The sequence below is a fragment of the Caballeronia udeis genome (genome assembly GCF_044909315.1).
In the GTDB taxonomy this organism is placed as follows: domain Bacteria; phylum Pseudomonadota; class Gammaproteobacteria; order Burkholderiales; family Burkholderiaceae; genus Caballeronia; species Caballeronia udeis_A.
Genome location: NZ_JBIYEB010000003.1, coordinates 114677 through 131786 on the forward strand (window position 1 = coordinate 114677; position 17110 = coordinate 131786).

Here is a 17110-nt window from a genome sequence, read left to right on the forward strand (position 1 = left end):
TATCGGCTGGCGGAACGGGGCACCCCTGAACACCCGTCGTGGCGTCATTTGCGGTGTCATGCGCCGGCCGCCGGACGTGCGGCATGCGCACCCACGCGTGCAGCTTTGCGCTGCAATGCCGCAACTCGCCCTGAAAACTGCTAAAATTGCAGGTTTTTCGCCGTACACCATTCAAAAGGACGCGCTGTGCTGTCTACTGCCAACATCACCATGCAATTCGGGCCGAAGCCCCTCTTCGAGAACATTTCGGTCAAGTTCGGGGAAGGAAATCGCTACGGCCTGATCGGGGCGAACGGCTGCGGCAAATCCACGTTCATGAAGATTCTGGGCAGTGACCTGGAACCGAGCTCCGGCAACGTGATGCTCGAACCGAACGTGCGTCTGGGTAAGCTGCGTCAGGATCAGTTCGCGTATGAAGACATGCGCGTGCTCGACGTCGTGATGATGGGCCACACGGAAATGTGGAACGCGATGTCCGAGCGCGACGCCATTTACGCGAATCCGGACGCCACCGACGACGACTACATGCACGCCGCCGAACTCGAAGCGAAGTTCGCCGAATACGGCGGCTATACGGCCGAAGCACGCGCTGGCGAGTTGCTGCTGGGTATTGGCATTGCGATCGAAGACCATAGCGGTCCGATGAGCAACGTTGCTCCGGGGTGGAAGTTGCGCGTATTGCTCGCACAGGCGCTGTTTTCGAAGCCGGATGTGTTGCTGCTGGACGAACCGACCAACAACCTGGACATCACGTCCATTCGCTGGCTCGAGGACATACTGAACCAGTACAACTCGACCATGGTGATCATTTCGCATGATCGACACTTCCTGAACCAGGTCTGCACACACATGGCGGACATGGATTACGGCACGTTGAAGGTGTACCCGGGCAATTACGACGATTACATGCTGGCGTCGGCCCAGGCGCGCGAGCGTCAAGCGAATGCGAACCAGAAGGCGAAAGACAAAGTAGCCGACCTCCAGGACTTCGTGCGCCGGTTCTCGGCCAACAAGTCGAAGGCGCGCCAGGCGACCAGCCGTGCGAAACAGATCGAAAAAATCAAGATCGAGGAATTCAAGCCGTCGTCGCGGCAGAATCCGTTCATTCGTTTTGAATTCGAGAAAAAGCTGCACAACATTGCGGTGGTGGCGACCAACATCACGAAGAAATACGACCGCACGATCTTCAATCACTTCAGCCTGAGCGTTCAGCCGGGCGAGCGGATTGCGATCATCGGCGAGAACGGTGCGGGCAAGACCACGTTGCTGCGCGCGTTGAAGGGTGCAATCGAACTGGACGGCGGCACGGTCAAGTGGGCGGAAAACGCGCTGGTCGGTTATATGCCGCAGGACACGTACGAAGAGTTTCCGAAGGACGAGACGCTGACCGACTGGGTAGATCAGTATCGTCAGGATGGCGACGACGACCAGATGGTCCGTGGCACGCTGGGCCGTTTGCTGTTCAACGCCGACGACATCAAGAAATCGGTGAAGGTGCTGTCGGGCGGCGAAAAAGGCCGCATGATCTGGGGCAAGCTGATGCTCGGGCGCCCGAACGTGTTGCTGATGGACGAGCCGACCAACCACATGGACATGGAATCGATCGAGTCCTTGCAGATCGCGCTGGAGAAGTACGAAGGCACGCTGATCTTCGTGTCCCATGACCGGGAGTTCGTAAATGGCCTGGCGAACCGGATCATCGAGGTCAAGAACGACGGCACGCTGCGCGACTTCGGTGGCACGTACGAGGAATTCCTGACGAGCCAGGGTATTCAGTAACACGGCACCGGCTACATCCCGCGCAACGCGTTACTCTGCGAACAGAAACAAGCTTCAAAGCAAACGGCCCGCTTCGTGAGAAGCGGGCCGTTTGCTTTTCCAGGTCTGGGGCACGTTCAGGAAATTGAAATACAGCACAGTCGAACTTGCTTGATAAAAAGCAACGTGTGTCTGTCCAACCTCCTGCAAGCTCAAAACTTTGGCTCTGGAGATGACCCTTTCATGACCCCTCTTACCCCCCTGACCATTCGTGGCCGCACGTTGCTTCCTATTGTGCAGGGAGGCATGGGTGTGGGTGTGTCCGCGCACCGGCTAGCCGGCGCCGTAGCCCGGGAGGGTGCGATGGGCACCATTTCGAGCATCGACTTGCGGCATCACCATCCTGATCTGCTTGAGATGTGCAAACAGAACCCGGACCAGGCGACGCTGGAGGCCGCCAATCAGACGGCGTTGCGGCGCGAGATCATTGCAGCGAAGGCCCTGAGCGAAGGGCACGGCATGGTCGCCGTGAACGTCATGCGCGCGGTTTCCTCCTATGCGGCGGCGGTGCAGACGGCGTGCGAGAGCGGCGCCGACGCGATCGTCATGGGGGCAGGGCTGCCGCTGGATCTGCCGGACCTGACGCAAGGCATTGATATCGCGCTGATCCCGATCTTGTCGGACAGTCGCGGCATCGCGTTAGTGCTGAAGAAGTGGCTCAAGAAGAATCGCTTGCCCGATGCCATCGTGATCGAACATCCGGGTCATGCCGGCGGCCATCTCGGCGTGGCGAGCGTTGCGGATATTCCGAGCGAGCGTTTTGACTTCGCTCGCGTGATCGAAGAAACCATGCTGACCTTCGATACCCTCGGCATTGAACGGACCCGGATTCCGCTGATCGTGGCGGGCGGTATCGACGGGCACGCGGCGGTGCGTCACTGGCTGGCGATGGGTGCGTCCGGCGTGCAACTTGGCACGGCGTTCGCGGTGACCGAGGAGGGGGATGCACATCCCGAGTTCAAGCGCATTCTCGCCGACGCAACGCCGGAAGACATCGTCGAATTCGTGAGTGTAACGGGCCTGCCGGCTCGCGCGGTGAAAACGCCGTGGCTCGATCGATATCTACGCAATGAGCAACGGATTCGCGACAAGATCGGCTCGCGCGAGCAAAAGTGCCCCACGGGCCTCAATTGCCTGGCGGCGTGCGGTTTGCGCGACGGTATTGAAAAGTTCGGGCACTTTTGTATCGATACCCGTCTGGCCGCAGCCCTGCGTGGAGATCGCGCGAACGGACTGTTCTTCCGGGGGCGCGAAGCGCTGCCGTTCGGCTCGGCAATTCGCAGCGTGCGTGAACTCCTCGACCTGCTGGTCGCAGATATCCGGCCTACGGCCGCAGCTTGAACGGCGCGGGGGTAAGGATCCACGCCATGCGGTCGTGCTCGTCCTGACTAACCTCGGGAATCAAGCCTCGGGAATCGACTGTGTAACGAACCGGCGCAGCCATACGTCGCTACGCGTCCGCGTCTGGCGACAAAGCCGCGGTCAGCCCGCGATCAAACCTTGTCGCGGGTGAAGCGCATGGCGGTGCCTTCGCGGGTAATGCGTTCCCAGATAGCGAGCTTCTCTGCATCGCTGAGAAACACCCAGTTGGAGACTTCGCCGGCCATGCGGCCGCAGCCTTTGCAGACGTCGTCAAAGAGGGTCGAGCAGACGCCGATGCACGGGCTGTCGGGCAAATCATGAAGGTTCGATGCCATAAAACGCCTGTAGTCGGGCGCGGCATGCAGTGAAAATCGCGGCGCCCGTGCAAAAGACCTAAGTTTAACGCGCGATGCTGTAGCCGATCCGCGCGATCCAGTGGTTACGCTGGTTGTAATCGAGAATGTCTTCCCCGTAGCCGTTGAAATACCCCACCCACAAATAGCCGCCCCATGCGCTGCCGATCAGCTTGGCGAGCGGGTAAGTGAATTGGGCGTCCACGCTGCCGTATCCCGCTTTGGTGCCCTTGCGCAGCGTGGTGGCGAGTTGCCAGCCGTCGGGGCTGCCGTACTTCACCAGCAGATCGACGTAACCGCGATAGTCCTGGATGTCCTCGTTGCCGCTCTTCGTGATGTAGTAGTAGATCTTCGGCGAGATCGTCAGGTGGTTCGAATTGATATCGCCGAAATCCCAGGTCGGGCGCACGAAAGCGATGTTGATGCCGCGCGAATCCGCGCCCGCCTTGCCGTTCGACTCATGTCCAATACCGGCTGTTACGCCCATCCGCGAAAACAGCGAGCTTTTCCAACCCGTGTTCTCCAGGTAATAGAACAACTGCGGTTCATAGCTCGTGTCGCGGAAGGGCGCGGATTCAGCCGAAAGATCCCAGATCGACGTTTGCGTGTAGGCGAAATACAGGTTGTCGAGGAAGCTTCGCGAGCGGGGATCGTCGGGCAACAGCAGCCGGTACTTGAAGCTGAACTGAAATTTCGCGAGGTTATCGCCGTTCTGGCCGTCGGCGAAATACATGGGTTCGAAGGTCGACAAGCGGCCGCTCAACATGCGGTCGCTGGTCGTCGTGGGTACGGCCGACGTATTCGCCGCGGCCTCGGCGCTTGCCAGTTGCTGCGGTGTGCGGGCCTTCGTCTCGGCGGTTTCCGCCGCCACCACTTGTGCCTGGGATTTGCCGCGATTGAGCGTGATCAGCATGGGCGACGAATCGAAGCCTACCGGATCGACCTTCATCACGCCGCGCGCCGACTCGGGCCAAGGGGCGGCATAGCGAACCTTTCGATATTGCCCGGGGCGCAGCGACAGCGTGTCGGGGACGCCGGGCTCGCGTTGCAGCGCCAGCGGTTGCGGTGGCAGGTCGCCATTGGTCAGCGTGACGTTGAGCGCTTTTGGCACATCGATGGTGAGCGGCTGCTTGTCGTCGTCGCTATAAAGCAGTGTCAGTTCGAGCGGCTGTTCAGAGGCGGCTTCGCGCACGGGCTGGAGCACGGACACGGTAGCGTGGGCGGCGCTCGTCAGCCCAAGGCTGATAGCGAAGGCCAGCATGGCGAAACGGTACACCGTGGGCCGCAAGGGCATGAGGGAGCATGGTGGGAACGGCAAAGAGCCTCGGGCCATTAAACGATCATCCTTGTTGCGTTGAGTAGCGTCGGGCGAGGCGGCGGGGATCTGCGTGCCTGGTCGTCCCGATTACGCGGTGCGCGACCCGCTGGGGCGCCTGCTGACCTCCGAACCACCCCGGCGCGACATTCACGAAACGCTGAATTGTAAGCTTGGGAGGGAGCATCTGTAACGTTGGAGCGGAACGGGCAGCTTGCGCAAAAATCAATCCTGACTTGTATCGATACCACTCGTTTGTTGATGGGCCTGAAGCGGGATAGTGCGGAGCAGATGGAAAAAAGACGTAACCGGCACAACACGAGTGCTAGCCTTGATGGAGCAAGCACGAGACAAGAACGGGACAAGGCTCGGCGCACCGCCCCAGTCGCTGAGGGGTTTCACGAAGCCCCCGGGCAATGACTGTCCTGCTGACGAATGTGCATTGGATGCCGGACATAAATCCGGGCTGAGTGATGGCCGGCGCGGCCGTGCTTATGCAGTTCCTGCCAAACGTGCTCCTTGTACACTTCACGCGACAAAATTCGCCAATTGTTTTTTGCGATGCAACCTTTTGATGATAGTTTTCGTTTTTTTGGAAGCGTCTCGACTGAGCACGGGAGAAAGGGCAGTTTGAGACATGGAAATCAACGGTCGGCAAGTCGAATGGACGGAGAAACTGAAATGACAGAAAAAATGGCGGACCGGTTGTCGAAGCGTTCGGGTGTATCGGGCGCGATCGCACGGGTGCCGGCGTGCGTACTCTCTATCACCGTGGCTGTGGCGGGTGTGGCGGCGTTAACAGCACCGCTGGCGGCATCGGCGAAAGACACTCAGCTCAACGTGTACAACTGGTCGGACTACATCGCGAAAGACACGATTCCGAACTTCGAGAAGCAGACCGGCATCAAGGTCAAGTACGACAACTACGACAGCGACGACACACTGCAAGCCAAGCTGCTCACCGGCAATTCGGGCTATGACATCGTGGTGCCCACCAGCAACTACGCCGGCAAGCAGATCACCGCAGGAATCTTCGCCCCGCTCGACAAATCCAAACTCCCGAACCTCAAATACCTCGACCCCGACCTGATGAAGCTGATCGCGGGCGCGGATCCGGGCAACCAGTACACGGTACCGTGGGCATACGGCACGACCGGCCTTGGCTACAACGTGACGAAGGTCCAGCAGATCCTCGGCAAGAACGTGCCGCTGGATAACTGGGACATCCTGTTCAAGCCGGAAAACATCTCGAAGCTCAAGGCCTGCGGCGTCTCGGTGCTCGACGCGCCGGACCAGATGTTCGCCGCCGCGCTGCATTACATCGGCAAGGATCCAATGAGCACGAACCCGGCCGACTACCGCGCCGCGCTGGCAATGCTCAAGAAGATCCGTCCATATATCACCCAGTTCAACTCGTCGGGGTATATCAACGACCTGGTCGGCGGCGACGTCTGTTTCGCCTATGGCTGGTCGGGCGACGTGGTGATCGCCAAGCATCGTGCGGAAGAGGCGAAGAAGGCGTACAAGGTCGAGTACTACATCCCCAAGGGCGGCGCGCCGGTCTGGTTTGACGTGATGGCGATTCCGAAGGACGCGAAGAACAAGGAAGCGGCGCTCGAGTGGATCAACTACATCGAGACCCCGCAAGTTCACGCCGCGATCACGAACGAGGTGTATTACCCGAGTGCGAATACGGAAGCGCGGAAATACGTATCGAAGGATGTTGCCGACGATCCGGCCGTGTACCCGCCGCAGGACGTGATCAAGACGCTGTTCCTGCTCAAGCCGTTGCCGCCGGAAATCCAGCGCTTGCAAACGCGGCTCTGGACGGAACTGAAGTCCGGACGCTGATCCTTGCCAAGGTTGCCAAAGTTGCATTAGGCAGTCGATAAATGCGAAGCCCCTGGTCACCCCGGGGGCTTTGTTCGTGGCCGGCCATTTTGTCGGCGGCCGCGTCGAAAGAATAAAGTTAAAAAGTGCTGCTGGAAAAAGCAGCACGAACGCGCATAGCGCAGGAGCCGGGCAGCAGATCATGAGTGACCAGCAGTCGAGTGCAGTGCCCGCCGGACCGGGCAATCAAGGCGGGCCGTCTGGCCAGTCAGCCTCCATCGGCCGCAGGCCGGAACCGGGCTTGCGGGACCCGGAATGGGCGGCGGACAACTTCGTGCGGATTGTGGATATCGTCAAGAAATTCGACGAAATCATTGCGGTGAAAGGGGTGAACCTGTCGGTGAAGAAGGGCGAGCTGTTCGCGCTGCTCGGCAGTTCCGGCTGCGGCAAGTCCACCCTGCTGCGCATGCTCGCGGGGCTGGAGTCGGTTACCTCAGGCCAGATCGTGATCGATGGCGAGGATCTCGCGAGCATGCCGCCGTATCGCAGACCGGTGAACATGATGTTCCAGTCATATGCGCTGTTTCCGCACATGACGGTGGAGTCGAATGTGGCGTTCGGACTCAAGCAGGAGGGCGTGCGCGGCGCCGAACTCAAGGAACGCGTCCACACGACACTCGATCTCGTGCAGATGGCGAAATACGCGCAGCGCAAGCCGCATCAGTTGTCGGGCGGCCAGCAGCAGCGCGTGGCGCTGGCCCGCAGCCTGGTGAAGCGTCCGAAGCTGCTGCTGCTTGACGAGCCCATGTCCGCGCTCGACAAACAGATTCGCCAGCGCACGCAGATCGAACTGGTGAATATTCTCGACAAGGTCGGCGTGACCTGCATCATGGTCACGCACGATCAGGAGGAAGCGATGACCATGGCCAGCCGGATCGCGGTCATGAGCGAGGGCGAGATCGTACAGATCGGTACGCCGCACGAGGTCTACGAATATCCGAACAGCCGCTTCACTGCCGAATTCATCGGCTCGACGAACCTGTTCGACGGCATCGTGGTGGAAGACGAACCGGATCACGTATTCGTTGAATGCACGGAGCTTCCCTCGCGGCTGTATGTGAGCCACGGCATCACGGGCCCGCTCGGCATGCCGGTCACCATCTCGGTCCGGCCAGAGCGCATTGCGTTGACGCGCAAGCCGCCGGACGGTTCATACAACTGGGGCCACGGCACCGTGGCGAACATTGCGTATATGGGTGGCTACACGCTGTACCACGTGAAGCTGGACAGCGGCAAAGTGGTCGTGGCGAACTTGTCGAGCCTCGCGCTCGGCCAGATCGATTCGCCCACCTGGGGCGACGAAGTTTTCGTGCGCTGGACAGCGTCTGCAGGCGTGGTGCTCACAGTATGAAACCGCTGCATTCAATCAAGCAACGCTTCGGCCTGACGGGCAGGACGGCGGTCATCTTTGGGCCATATCTATGGCTCGTGCTGCTGTTCCTCGTGCCGTTCCTGCTGGTCGTCAAAATCAGTTTCTCCGATTCGCGTCTCGGTATTCCGCCTTATACGGAATTGACGGCGATGAAAGACGGCGTGCTGAGTATCGCGCTCGATTTTTCGCACTACGCGTTTCTCGTGACGGACAGCCTGTACTTTGCGACCTACATGAACTCGCTGCTGGTCGCCGGCGTATCCACTCTGCTGTGCCTGCTGATCGGTTATCCGATGGCGTATTACATCGCGCGTTCGAATCCTGCGACCCGCAATCTGCTGATGATGGCCGTGATGCTGCCGTTCTGGACGTCGTTCCTGATTCGCGTGTATGCATGGATCGGGATCCTGAAGAACAACGGCTTGCTGAACAACTTCCTGATGTGGACGGGGATTATTCATTCGCCTATCGAGCTGTATCACACGAATATCGCGGTTTATATCGGCATGGTGTATTCATATCTGCCGTTTCTCGTGATGCCGCTGTACGCCCATCTCGTGAAGATGGATCTCACCTTGCTTGAAGCCGCTTACGATCTCGGCGCGAAACCGTGGAAAGCGTTTTTGCAGATCACGCTGCCGTTGTCGAAGAACGGAATTATTGCGGGCTGCCTGCTGGTGTTTATTCCGGCGGTGGGCGAATACGTGATCCCGGAATTGCTGGGCGGCGCGGATACGTTGATGATCGGCCGCGTGATGTGGAATGAGTTCTTCGACAACGCCGACTGGCCGATGGCTTCCGCCGTCACATGCGCCATGGTGCTGTTGTTACTCGTTCCCATGGCGCTGTTCCAGTACTACCAGGCGAAGCAGCTGGAGGACAAGCGATGATTGAACCCAGTCGCTCGCTCCGGTTCACGTTTCTCGGTTTCGGATTCCTGTTTCTCTATATTCCGATCGTGAGCCTGGTGGTGTATTCGTTCAACGAGTCGCAGCTCGTGACCGTGTGGACGCAATTCTCGCTGAAGTGGTACGCGGCGTTATTGCACGACGATGAACTGATCAATGCCGCGTGGTTATCGATTCGAATCGCGGTATTCACGGCGTGCGCGTCGGTGGTGATCGGGACATGGGCGGGATATGTGCTCGCGCGCATGGGGCGGTTTCGCGGTTTCACGCTCTATGCCGGCATGATCAATGCACCGCTCGTGATTCCCGAAGTGATCCAGGGGATTTCGCTGCTGTTGCTGTTTGTGGAAATGGCGAAAGTATTTGGCTGGCCGGCCGGGCGCGGCCTTTTTACGATCTGGATCGGTCACGTGATGCTCTGTATTTCCTATGTTGCGATCATCGTGGAATCGCGGGTCAGGGAATTGAATCCATCCATTGAAGAAGCCGCGCTCGATCTGGGCGCGACGCCATTGCGGGTGTTTTTCTCGATCACGCTGCCGCTGATATCGCAGGCGCTGGTGGCGGGGTGGCTGCTCTCGTTCACGCTGTCGATCGACGACCTCGTGTTATCCGCGTTCTTGTCGGGACCGGGATCGACGACCTTGCCGCTTGTCGTGTTTTCGCGCGTGCGCCTCGGCCTGAATCCGGAGATGAACGCGCTCGCCACGCTGTTCATTGCGTTCGTGACCGTTGGCGTGATCGCCGCGAACTACTTCATGCAGCGGAGCGAGCGCAAGCGGCTGACGAATGTGTTGTAGCGGCGGCTCGGCGCGCGACGGGCTCAGTCGTCTTGAGCCGCCATCGCGAGGTGTTTGCCGAGTGTGGCCGAGTCGGTGTTCGTGCCGCACAGCAGTACACCCACGCGCTTGCCCTGCAAGGTTTCGCGCAACGGCCCAAGTAACGCGGCAGTGGCGGCCGCGCATGCCGGTTCGACCGCCAGCTTCAGCTCGTTGAACAGATGCAGCATGGCGTGGCGCAGTTCGGTGTCCGACACGGTTACCAGATTGTCGATATGCCGCCGGCACAATTCGTAGCTGTAGTCCTCGGTGTGCGGCGCCATCAACGAATCCGCAATGCTGTGCATCGCGCCCATCTTCACGGTGTGATTAGCGGCGAAACTCTGGCCCATGGCGTCGGCGCCCTTGGGTTCCACGCCGTACACATGAATCGATGGATTCGCGAGCCGGAACGCCAGCGATACGCCCGCGGCCAATCCGCCGCCGCCAATCGGCAGGATCACCGCGTCCAGGTCGGGCGCTTGCGAGGTCCATTCGTATCCGAGCGTCGCCGTGCCCAGGATCGTCCGATAGCTATTGAACGGATGCACGAAATAGCGGCCTTCCTCGGCTTCTATGCGGCGAACGATTTCGAACGCTTCGGCGCCGTTTTCCGCGATCACGATCTCCGCACCGAAACGGCGGCACAACGCCAATCGCGCCGAACTGGCGGTCTTGAGCATCACGACCTTTGCGCTGATCCCTAGCCGCATCGCGGTAAACGCGACGGCCACTGCGTGGTTGCCCGCCGATACGCAGGTCACGCCCGCGTCGCGTTCGCCTTCGGTGAGCGCAAGCAGATGCGAAAACGCGCCGCGCGTCTTGAATGTGCCGCCGACCTGCAGTAACTCGAACTTGAAGTTGACCGGCGTACCTTCCAGTGTGAGGAAGTCGTGACGCTCGAAGGTCGGCGTGCGCGCGACCCACGGCGATAGCGTCATGTGCTGGGCGGCGATATCGTCGAGTGTGGGAATCGGCGTGCCGTCGATGGTGTTATCGGAGTGATGGGCGGTGGACATGAATTCCCTTGTGACCTCAACGAGCAATTTCAGCGGACATCAACGCACTTGCGCCTCGACCGACATGCTGTGAATGAACTTGCCCAAAAACGCTTCGCATGCCACAAGTTGTTCCAGCGACACATATTCGTTCGCCTTGTGCGCCTGCTCGATATTCCCCGGTCCGCACACAATGCTCGGAACGCCCGCGAGTTGGAATAATCCCGCTTCCGTCCCGTAAGCCACTTTGCGCTTTTCCTGATTCGCGGTCAGCGCGCGCACCAGTTGCGTGATCGCCGCTTGCTCGGACGCATCAAGCCCCGGCGCTGCAGCAATCTTCGAGAACTCGATCGCCGCGTTCGCATGTTCCTTCTGCATCTTCGGCAATAACTCTTCCCGCGCGTATTTCTCGATGCGCTGGTAAATCGGCTCTGGATCGAGCGTCGGCAAATTGCGGAATTCGAACGCGAAATTGCATTCGGCCGGCACCGTATTGATCGCGTTGCCGCCATTGATCGTGCTGGTTTGCGCGGTCGTGAACGGCACGTCGTACTGTTCGTCGAACGGGCCTTGCGCCCGGAATTCATCGGCGACGTCGCGGATGAAGCAGATCAGCCGCGCGGCATATTCGATCGCGTTCAAGCCCTTCGGCGTCAACGATGAATGAGCGGCAAACCCGCGCACACAGCAGTTGTAAGCGTTGATACCTTTATGCGCGATGACCGGCCGCATGCTGGTCGGCTCGCCCACAATGCAGCCATCAGGCCGCAATCCGCGCTTTTGCAGCTCGGTGATCATCAGTGGCGCGCCGGCGCAGCCGACTTCTTCGTCGAAGGAGAGGGCGAAGTGGATCGGCCGTGCGAGTTTCGTGGCCTGCATCTTCGGCAACAAGCTCAACGATGCGCCGATAAACCCCTTCATGTCGCACGTTCCGCGACCGTACAACAGACCGTCGCGTATTTCCGGCTTGAACGGGTCGCTGTCCCATTTCTGGCCATCGACAGGCACCACGTCTGTATGTCCCGAGAGCACGATGCCTCCGTCCGTCGCGCCATCGTGCGCTGGCACGGTCGCGAACAGGTTGGCCCATTTGCCTGAAGGATCCGTGGTGAGCGTGCTGTCGATACCGGCTGCGCGCAATTCGTCGCGCACGGTCTCAATCAGGCCCATGTTCGGGTTGCGGCTGACGGTGTCGAAGGAGACAAGCTTCTTGATCCACGGCAACGACGCTGGCTCGGAAGAAGGGGTTTGCGCGACGGAAGCCGTCGATTCAGCGATCTGCGACATGAATCTCTCCTTGGAATTTTTCACTTTCGATAATACCGAAAAAACCGGCCGTGCACCGCCGGACAAGGCAGTGCACGGGTTGTGCATCGTTGTTAACGCGAAGGCACGGGCGCGCCAGCGGGTTTCTGCTGGCGCACCGGCGCGCCAAGCGCGCGCAGCGTGTCCTTGACCGTCGAAATCCGCACGGCGAGATCCGGACTGCGCACTTCTATGCGCAGCTTGTCCTGCCCCGCGAGCTTGATGTGCTTGTTCTTCTGCACCATCTCGATGATCTTCATGGCATCGACAGGCGGGTTCGGAATGAACTGCAGGGCGATCGCATGCTCCGCCGCGTCGATCTTCATGATGCCCAGCGGTTTGGCCGCGAGGCGCAGTTTATGCGTTTCGACCAATGCGCTCGCCTGGGGCGGCAGCTTGCCGAAACGGTCGATCAACTCTTCCAGGATGCTGTCGATGGCATCACTCGTTTCGCAGTTCGCCATGCGCTTGTACAGCGACAAACGTTCCTGCACGTCGCCGCAATAGTCGGCGGGAAGGATGGCCGGTGCGTGCAGATTGATCTCGGTGGTGGCGGCAAGCGGCGAGTTCAGATCGGGCTCGCGGCCTTCCTTCAGCGCCCTCACCGCGTCGTTCAGCATGTCGGTGTAAAGCTGGAAACCGATCTCGTGGATTTCGCCCGATTGTTTGTCGCCGAGTACTTCGCCCGTGCCGCGAATTTCCAGATCGTGCATCGCGAGATAGAAGCCGGAGCCGAGTTCCTCCATCTGCTGGATCGCTTCCAGCCGCCGCTGCGCCTGCTTCGTCAGCGCGGCCGGATCGTGAACCAGCAAATACGCGTAGGCCTGATGGTGCGAACGCCCGACACGTCCACGCAACTGATGCAATTGCGCGAGGCCGAATTTATCGGAGCGATGAATGAGGATCGTGTTTGCGCTCGGCACGTCGATCCCCGTTTCAATAATCGTCGTGCACAGCAGCACATTCGCCCGCTGGCCGACGAAATCGCGCATCACGCGTTCGAGTTCGCGCTCGTGCATTTGCCCGTGCGCGACCGCGATACGCGCTTCGGGCACCAGCGCTTCGAGCATGGCGCGCCGGTTGTCGATCGTCTCGACCTCGTTGTGCAGGAAATAAACCTGTCCGCCGCGCTTCAGTTCCCGCAGCATCGCCTCGCGGATCACGCCGTCTTCTTCGCGTCGAACGAAGGTCTTGATCGCGAGGCGCTTTTGCGGCGCGGTGGCGATGATCGAGAAGTCGCGCAACCCTTCCAGCGCCATGCCGAGCGTGCGCGGAATTGGCGTGGCGGTGAGCGTCAGCACATCGACTTCCGCGCGCAGTGCCTTCAACGCTTCCTTCTGACGCACACCGAAACGATGCTCCTCGTCGATGATCACCAGCCCGAGCCGCTTGAACACGACGTCGGTGGACAGCAGCTTGTGCGTGCCGATGACAATATCGATCGTGCCTTCATTGATCGCCGCAATCGATGCCGCCACTTCCTTCGTGCTCTTGAAGCGCGACAATTCAGCGATCTTCACGGGCCAGTCGGCGAAACGGTCGGTGAAGGTGTTGGTGTGCTGTTCGGCGAGCAGGGTAGTTGGCGACAGGATAGCCACCTGCTTGCCACCCATCACTGCGATAAACGCGGCACGCAGCGCCACTTCCGTCTTGCCGAAACCTACGTCGCCACAGACCAGCCGGTCCATCGGCTTGCCGCTGGTCATGTCGCCGATTACAGCGGCAATTGCTGCCGCTTGGTCGGGGGTTTCCTCGAAGCCGAAACTCTCCGCGAATTTTGTGTAATCGCGCGCTTCCAGCGGGAACGAGTGGCCCTGGCGCAGCGCGCGGCGGGCGTAAAGATTCAGCAATTCGGCGGCGGTATCGCGGATTTGTTGAGCAGCCTTGCGCTTCGCTTTGTCCCACTGGCCGGAACCGAGCGCGTGCAACGGCGCGCTTTCCGGGTCCGCGCCGCTGTAGCGCGAGATCACGTGCAACTGGGCGACCGGCACGTACAGCTTGCTTTCGTTCTGGTATTCGAGATGCAGGAACTCGGTTTCGCCTTCGCCCAGATCCATCGATACCAGGCCCATATAGCGCCCAATACCATGCTGCGTATGCACGACCGGATCACCGATCTTCAGCTCGGACAGGTCGCGCACCATCGAATCGACGTTGCTCGCCTGCTCTTGGCGACGCCGTCCGGCACGACGCGTGAGCTGTCCGTACAGCTCGGTCTCCGTGATGATCGAGATGCCTTCGCCGGGCAGCGCAAAGCCGTTCGCGAGCGGTGCTACGCCGAGCGAGAATTTGGCGTCGCCGGTGAGCCATTGCTGGAAGGTATCGTCCAGCGACGCGCGCAGGCCGTTATCGGAGAGCAGTTGCTGGATGGTCTCGCGGCGGCCGGCGGATTCGGTCGCGAACAACACGCGATTCGGCGTCTGCTCCAGATAGTGGCGCAACGCGAGCAACGGCTCTTCGGCATGCCGGTCGATGGCAAGACCTGGCAACGGCACTGCCCAGCCGCCCTCGGGCGCAGCCGGGAACTTGATTTGCGCGAACGGTTTGGCGAACGAGAAAAAGTCGTCGTCGCTGAGAAACAGGCGCTGCGGTTCGAGCAGCGGCCGCTCGCGGTCATGCGACAAGAAGTTGTAGCGCTGCCGCGTGTCGTTAGTGAAGCGCTTGATGGCTGCGTCCATGTCGCCGACGAACGCCAGTTGCGCGTCTTGCGGCAAGTAATGGAACAGCGTGGCGGTTTCGTCGAAGAACAGCGGCAGGTAATACTCGATCCCCGCTGCCGGCACGCCATTGCCGATGTCCTTGTAAATCGATGAACGGCTTGGATCGCCCTCGAACACCTCGCGCCAGCGGCTCCGGAAAGCGGTGCGCGCGGGTTCATCGAAGGGAAATTCGCGGCCCGGCAGCAGGCGCACGTCGCGCACCGGGTAGAGGCTGCGCTGCGTGTCGGGATCGAAGGCGCGGATGGAGTCGACCTGATCGTCGAACAAATCGATCCGGTAAGGCAGCGGCGAGCCCATCGGGTACAGGTCGAGGAGCGAACCCCGCACGCAATATTCGCCCGGACGCACGACCTGACTGACATGCTCGTAGCCCGCCAGCGTCAACTGGCTCTTCAGTTTTGCCTCGTTTAGCCGCTCGCCCTGCGTGAACGAAAACGTATAGGCAGCGAGAAACGATGCCGGCGGCATTCGATACAGCGCGGTGGTCGCGGGCACGAGCAGGATGTCGCAGCGGCCTTCACCCAGGTCGTGCAGCGTCGCCAGCCGTGCCGAAACCAGGTCCTGGTGCGGAGAAAACGTGTCGTAGGGCAGCGTTTCCCAGTCGGGCAGGAGCCTCACGCGGGCGTCCGGCGCGAAAAACGGAATTTCGACGGCGAGGCGTTGCGAATCGACCGCGCTCGCGCACATCACGACCAATAACGGGACTTTTTCGCGAAAAGCCAGGTGGTAGCGTGCCAGGGCGAGGGCGTCGGAGGAACCGGTGGCGCCATCGAAGGCAAAGCGCTGACCGGCTTTGACAAGTGCGATAGGGGACGTTGACTGCAAACTGACGGCTTTTGAAGGCATAAAGTGTGCGGGGAACCGTTCGCGTGCGAAAGTGCATGCGGGACCGGCATGGTCGCGATGGACCTATTATAAAATCCGGGCTTCACTTTGACTTGGGCGTTTTCAACTCGTGACCTCCCGCCTGTTCGCCCTCATCCCGTGTGCCGGTTCCGGCAGCCGTTCCGGTGCACCCATGCCGAAGCAATACCAGACTGTCGGGCGCCATCCGATGCTGCGTTATTCGCTCGCCGCTTTTGACGCCTGTTCCGAATTTGCCCAGACGCTGGTCGTGCTGGCGCCGGGCGATCATCATTTCGATGACCGCCGTTTCGCGGGCTTGCGCTTCGCCGTGCAACGCTGCGGCGGCACGACGCGGCAAGCGTCGGTGTTCAACGGCCTTGCCGCGCTGACCGGTTTTGGCGCGCGCGATGACGACTGGGTGCTCGTGCACGACGCGGCGCGCCCCGGGCTCACGCCGGAGATGATCCGCAGGCTGGTGGCTGAGTTGAAGAACGATCCTGTGGGGGGCATCCTGGCGCTGCCCGTGGCCGACACGCTCAAGCGTATCGAGTCTGAAGGCACGGCGCATGTGGAAGGGCGCATTGCCCGCACGGAGTCGCGTAACGGCTTGTGGCAGGCGCAGACACCGCAGATGTTCCGCCTGGGCATGTTGCGTGACGCGATCACGCGGGCGCAACAGGACGGTCACGATCTCACCGACGAAGCCAGCGCTATCGAGTGGCTGGGCCATGCACCGCGGCTGATTCAGGGTAGTCTGCGCAATTTCAAGGTTACGTATCCGGAAGACTTCGCACTTGCGTCGGCTATGCTCGGCGGTGTTTGATTCAGCGGTTTAATCAGTTGCCCACTCGCTCACTAATCTAGGACTATCGATGGATTTCAGAATCGGACAAGGCTACGACGTTCACCAACTGGTCGAAGGCCGGCCGCTGATTATCGGCGGGGTGAGCATTCCCTACGAGCGCGGGCTGCTCGGGCATTCGGATGCCGACGTTTTGCTGCATGCGATTACGGATGCGCTGTTCGGCGCCGCGGCCATGGGCGATATCGGAAGGCATTTCCCGGATACCGATGCGGACTTCGCCGGGGCCGATAGCCGGGTGTTGTTGCGCGAGGCGTTCCGAAGAGTTTCGGAAGCCGGCTTCGCGATCATGAACGTCGACACGACGGTGATCGCGCAGGCGCCGAAGCTTGCGCCGTTCATTGAGGCGATCCGGGCGAATATTGCCGAGGATCTCGAGTTGCCCCTAACTCGCGTGAATGTGAAAGCCAAGACGAACGAGAAGCTGGGGTATCTGGGGCGTAAAGAGGGTATCGAGGCGCAGGCTGCCGTGCTGCTGATGCGCACGGGCATTGACGCCTGAACGCATTCATAAGGACGCAAATACAAACGCCACGCTTAAAA

Annotated in this window: 13 protein-coding genes; 8 read left to right on the top strand and 5 right to left on the bottom strand. The window is 60.4% G+C overall.

All coding sequences use genetic code 11. The features are described from left to right. Window positions 1-186: 186 nt before the first annotated feature. Together ABH944_RS05680 and ABH944_RS05685 are read left to right on the top strand one after the other, a co-directional pair. Window positions 187-1779: an ABC-F family ATPase gene (locus ABH944_RS05680; protein WP_404605224.1), complete on the top strand. Its 1593-nt coding sequence runs from the start codon at window positions 187-189 to the stop codon at window positions 1777-1779. Window positions 1780-2001: 222 nt separating this feature from the next. Further along, window positions 2002-3159: an NAD(P)H-dependent flavin oxidoreductase gene (locus tag ABH944_RS05685; protein WP_404605222.1), complete on the top strand. Its 1158-nt coding sequence runs from the start codon at window positions 2002-2004 to the stop codon at window positions 3157-3159. A gap of 152 nt (window positions 3160-3311) precedes the next feature. On the opposite strand, the gene ABH944_RS05690 is transcribed toward ABH944_RS05685, so the two are convergent. Together ABH944_RS05690 and ABH944_RS05695 are read right to left on the bottom strand one after the other, a co-directional pair. After that, a complete protein-coding gene (locus tag ABH944_RS05690) occupies window positions 3312-3515 on the bottom strand; it encodes a DUF1289 domain-containing protein (RefSeq protein WP_097262484.1) in 204 nt (67 codons plus the stop codon). 64 nt (window positions 3516-3579) lie between these two features. Beyond that, window positions 3580-4794 carry a phospholipase A gene (locus ABH944_RS05695; RefSeq protein WP_404605375.1) on the bottom strand — a complete coding sequence of 405 codons (1215 nt, stop codon included), beginning with the start codon at window positions 4792-4794 and terminating at the stop codon, window positions 3580-3582. A gap of 735 nt (window positions 4795-5529) precedes the next feature. Here ABH944_RS05695 and ABH944_RS05700 point away from each other — a divergent pair. From ABH944_RS05700 to ABH944_RS05715, 4 genes are all read left to right on the top strand, one after another. Further along, window positions 5530-6699 (top strand): polyamine ABC transporter substrate-binding protein, encoded by a 1170-nt coding sequence (locus ABH944_RS05700; protein ID WP_404605220.1) that lies wholly within the window; start codon window positions 5530-5532, stop codon window positions 6697-6699. Between the two features lie 181 nt (window positions 6700-6880). Continuing rightward, window positions 6881-8089, top strand: a complete 1209-nt coding sequence (locus tag ABH944_RS05705) for an ABC transporter ATP-binding protein (protein WP_404605219.1) — start codon at window positions 6881-6883, stop codon at window positions 8087-8089. Continuing rightward, window positions 8086-9000 carry an ABC transporter permease subunit gene (locus ABH944_RS05710; RefSeq protein WP_404605218.1) on the top strand — a complete coding sequence of 305 codons (915 nt, stop codon included), beginning with the start codon at window positions 8086-8088 and terminating at the stop codon, window positions 8998-9000. Before ABH944_RS05705 ends, ABH944_RS05710 begins: the two co-directional genes overlap by 4 nt. Continuing rightward, window positions 8997-9818, top strand: coding sequence for an ABC transporter permease subunit (locus tag ABH944_RS05715; RefSeq protein ID WP_404605217.1), 822 nt, complete (start codon window positions 8997-8999; stop codon window positions 9816-9818). Before ABH944_RS05710 ends, ABH944_RS05715 begins: the two co-directional genes overlap by 4 nt. Before the next feature lie 23 nt (window positions 9819-9841). Here ABH944_RS05715 and ABH944_RS05720 read toward each other — a convergent pair whose 3' ends face one another. The 3 genes from ABH944_RS05720 to mfd all read right to left on the bottom strand — a co-directional run bounded on the left by ABH944_RS05720 (window position 9842) and on the right by mfd (window position 15705). Next, a complete protein-coding gene (locus ABH944_RS05720; RefSeq protein WP_404605215.1) occupies window positions 9842-10855 on the bottom strand; it encodes a threonine/serine dehydratase family protein in 1014 nt (337 codons plus the stop codon). 39 nt (window positions 10856-10894) lie between these two features. After that, window positions 10895-12121, bottom strand: a complete 1227-nt coding sequence (gene argE, locus ABH944_RS05725; protein WP_404605213.1) for an acetylornithine deacetylase — start codon at window positions 12119-12121, stop codon at window positions 10895-10897. Between the two features lie 92 nt (window positions 12122-12213). Next, complete coding sequence (mfd, locus tag ABH944_RS05730; protein ID WP_404605212.1) at window positions 12214-15705, bottom strand: transcription-repair coupling factor; 3492 nt, start codon at window positions 15703-15705, stop codon at window positions 12214-12216. Window positions 15706-15814: 109 nt separating this feature from the next. Here mfd and ispD point away from each other — a divergent pair, with 109 nt between their 5' ends. Beyond that, complete coding sequence (gene ispD / locus ABH944_RS05735; RefSeq protein ID WP_404605210.1) at window positions 15815-16528, top strand: 2-C-methyl-D-erythritol 4-phosphate cytidylyltransferase; 714 nt, start codon at window positions 15815-15817, stop codon at window positions 16526-16528. Window positions 16529-16577: 49 nt separating this feature from the next. After that, on the top strand, window positions 16578-17069 hold the full coding sequence (gene ispF / locus ABH944_RS05740) for a 2-C-methyl-D-erythritol 2,4-cyclodiphosphate synthase (RefSeq protein ID WP_404605209.1): 492 nt from the start codon (window positions 16578-16580) through the stop codon (window positions 17067-17069). Window positions 17070-17110 lie beyond the last annotated feature (41 nt).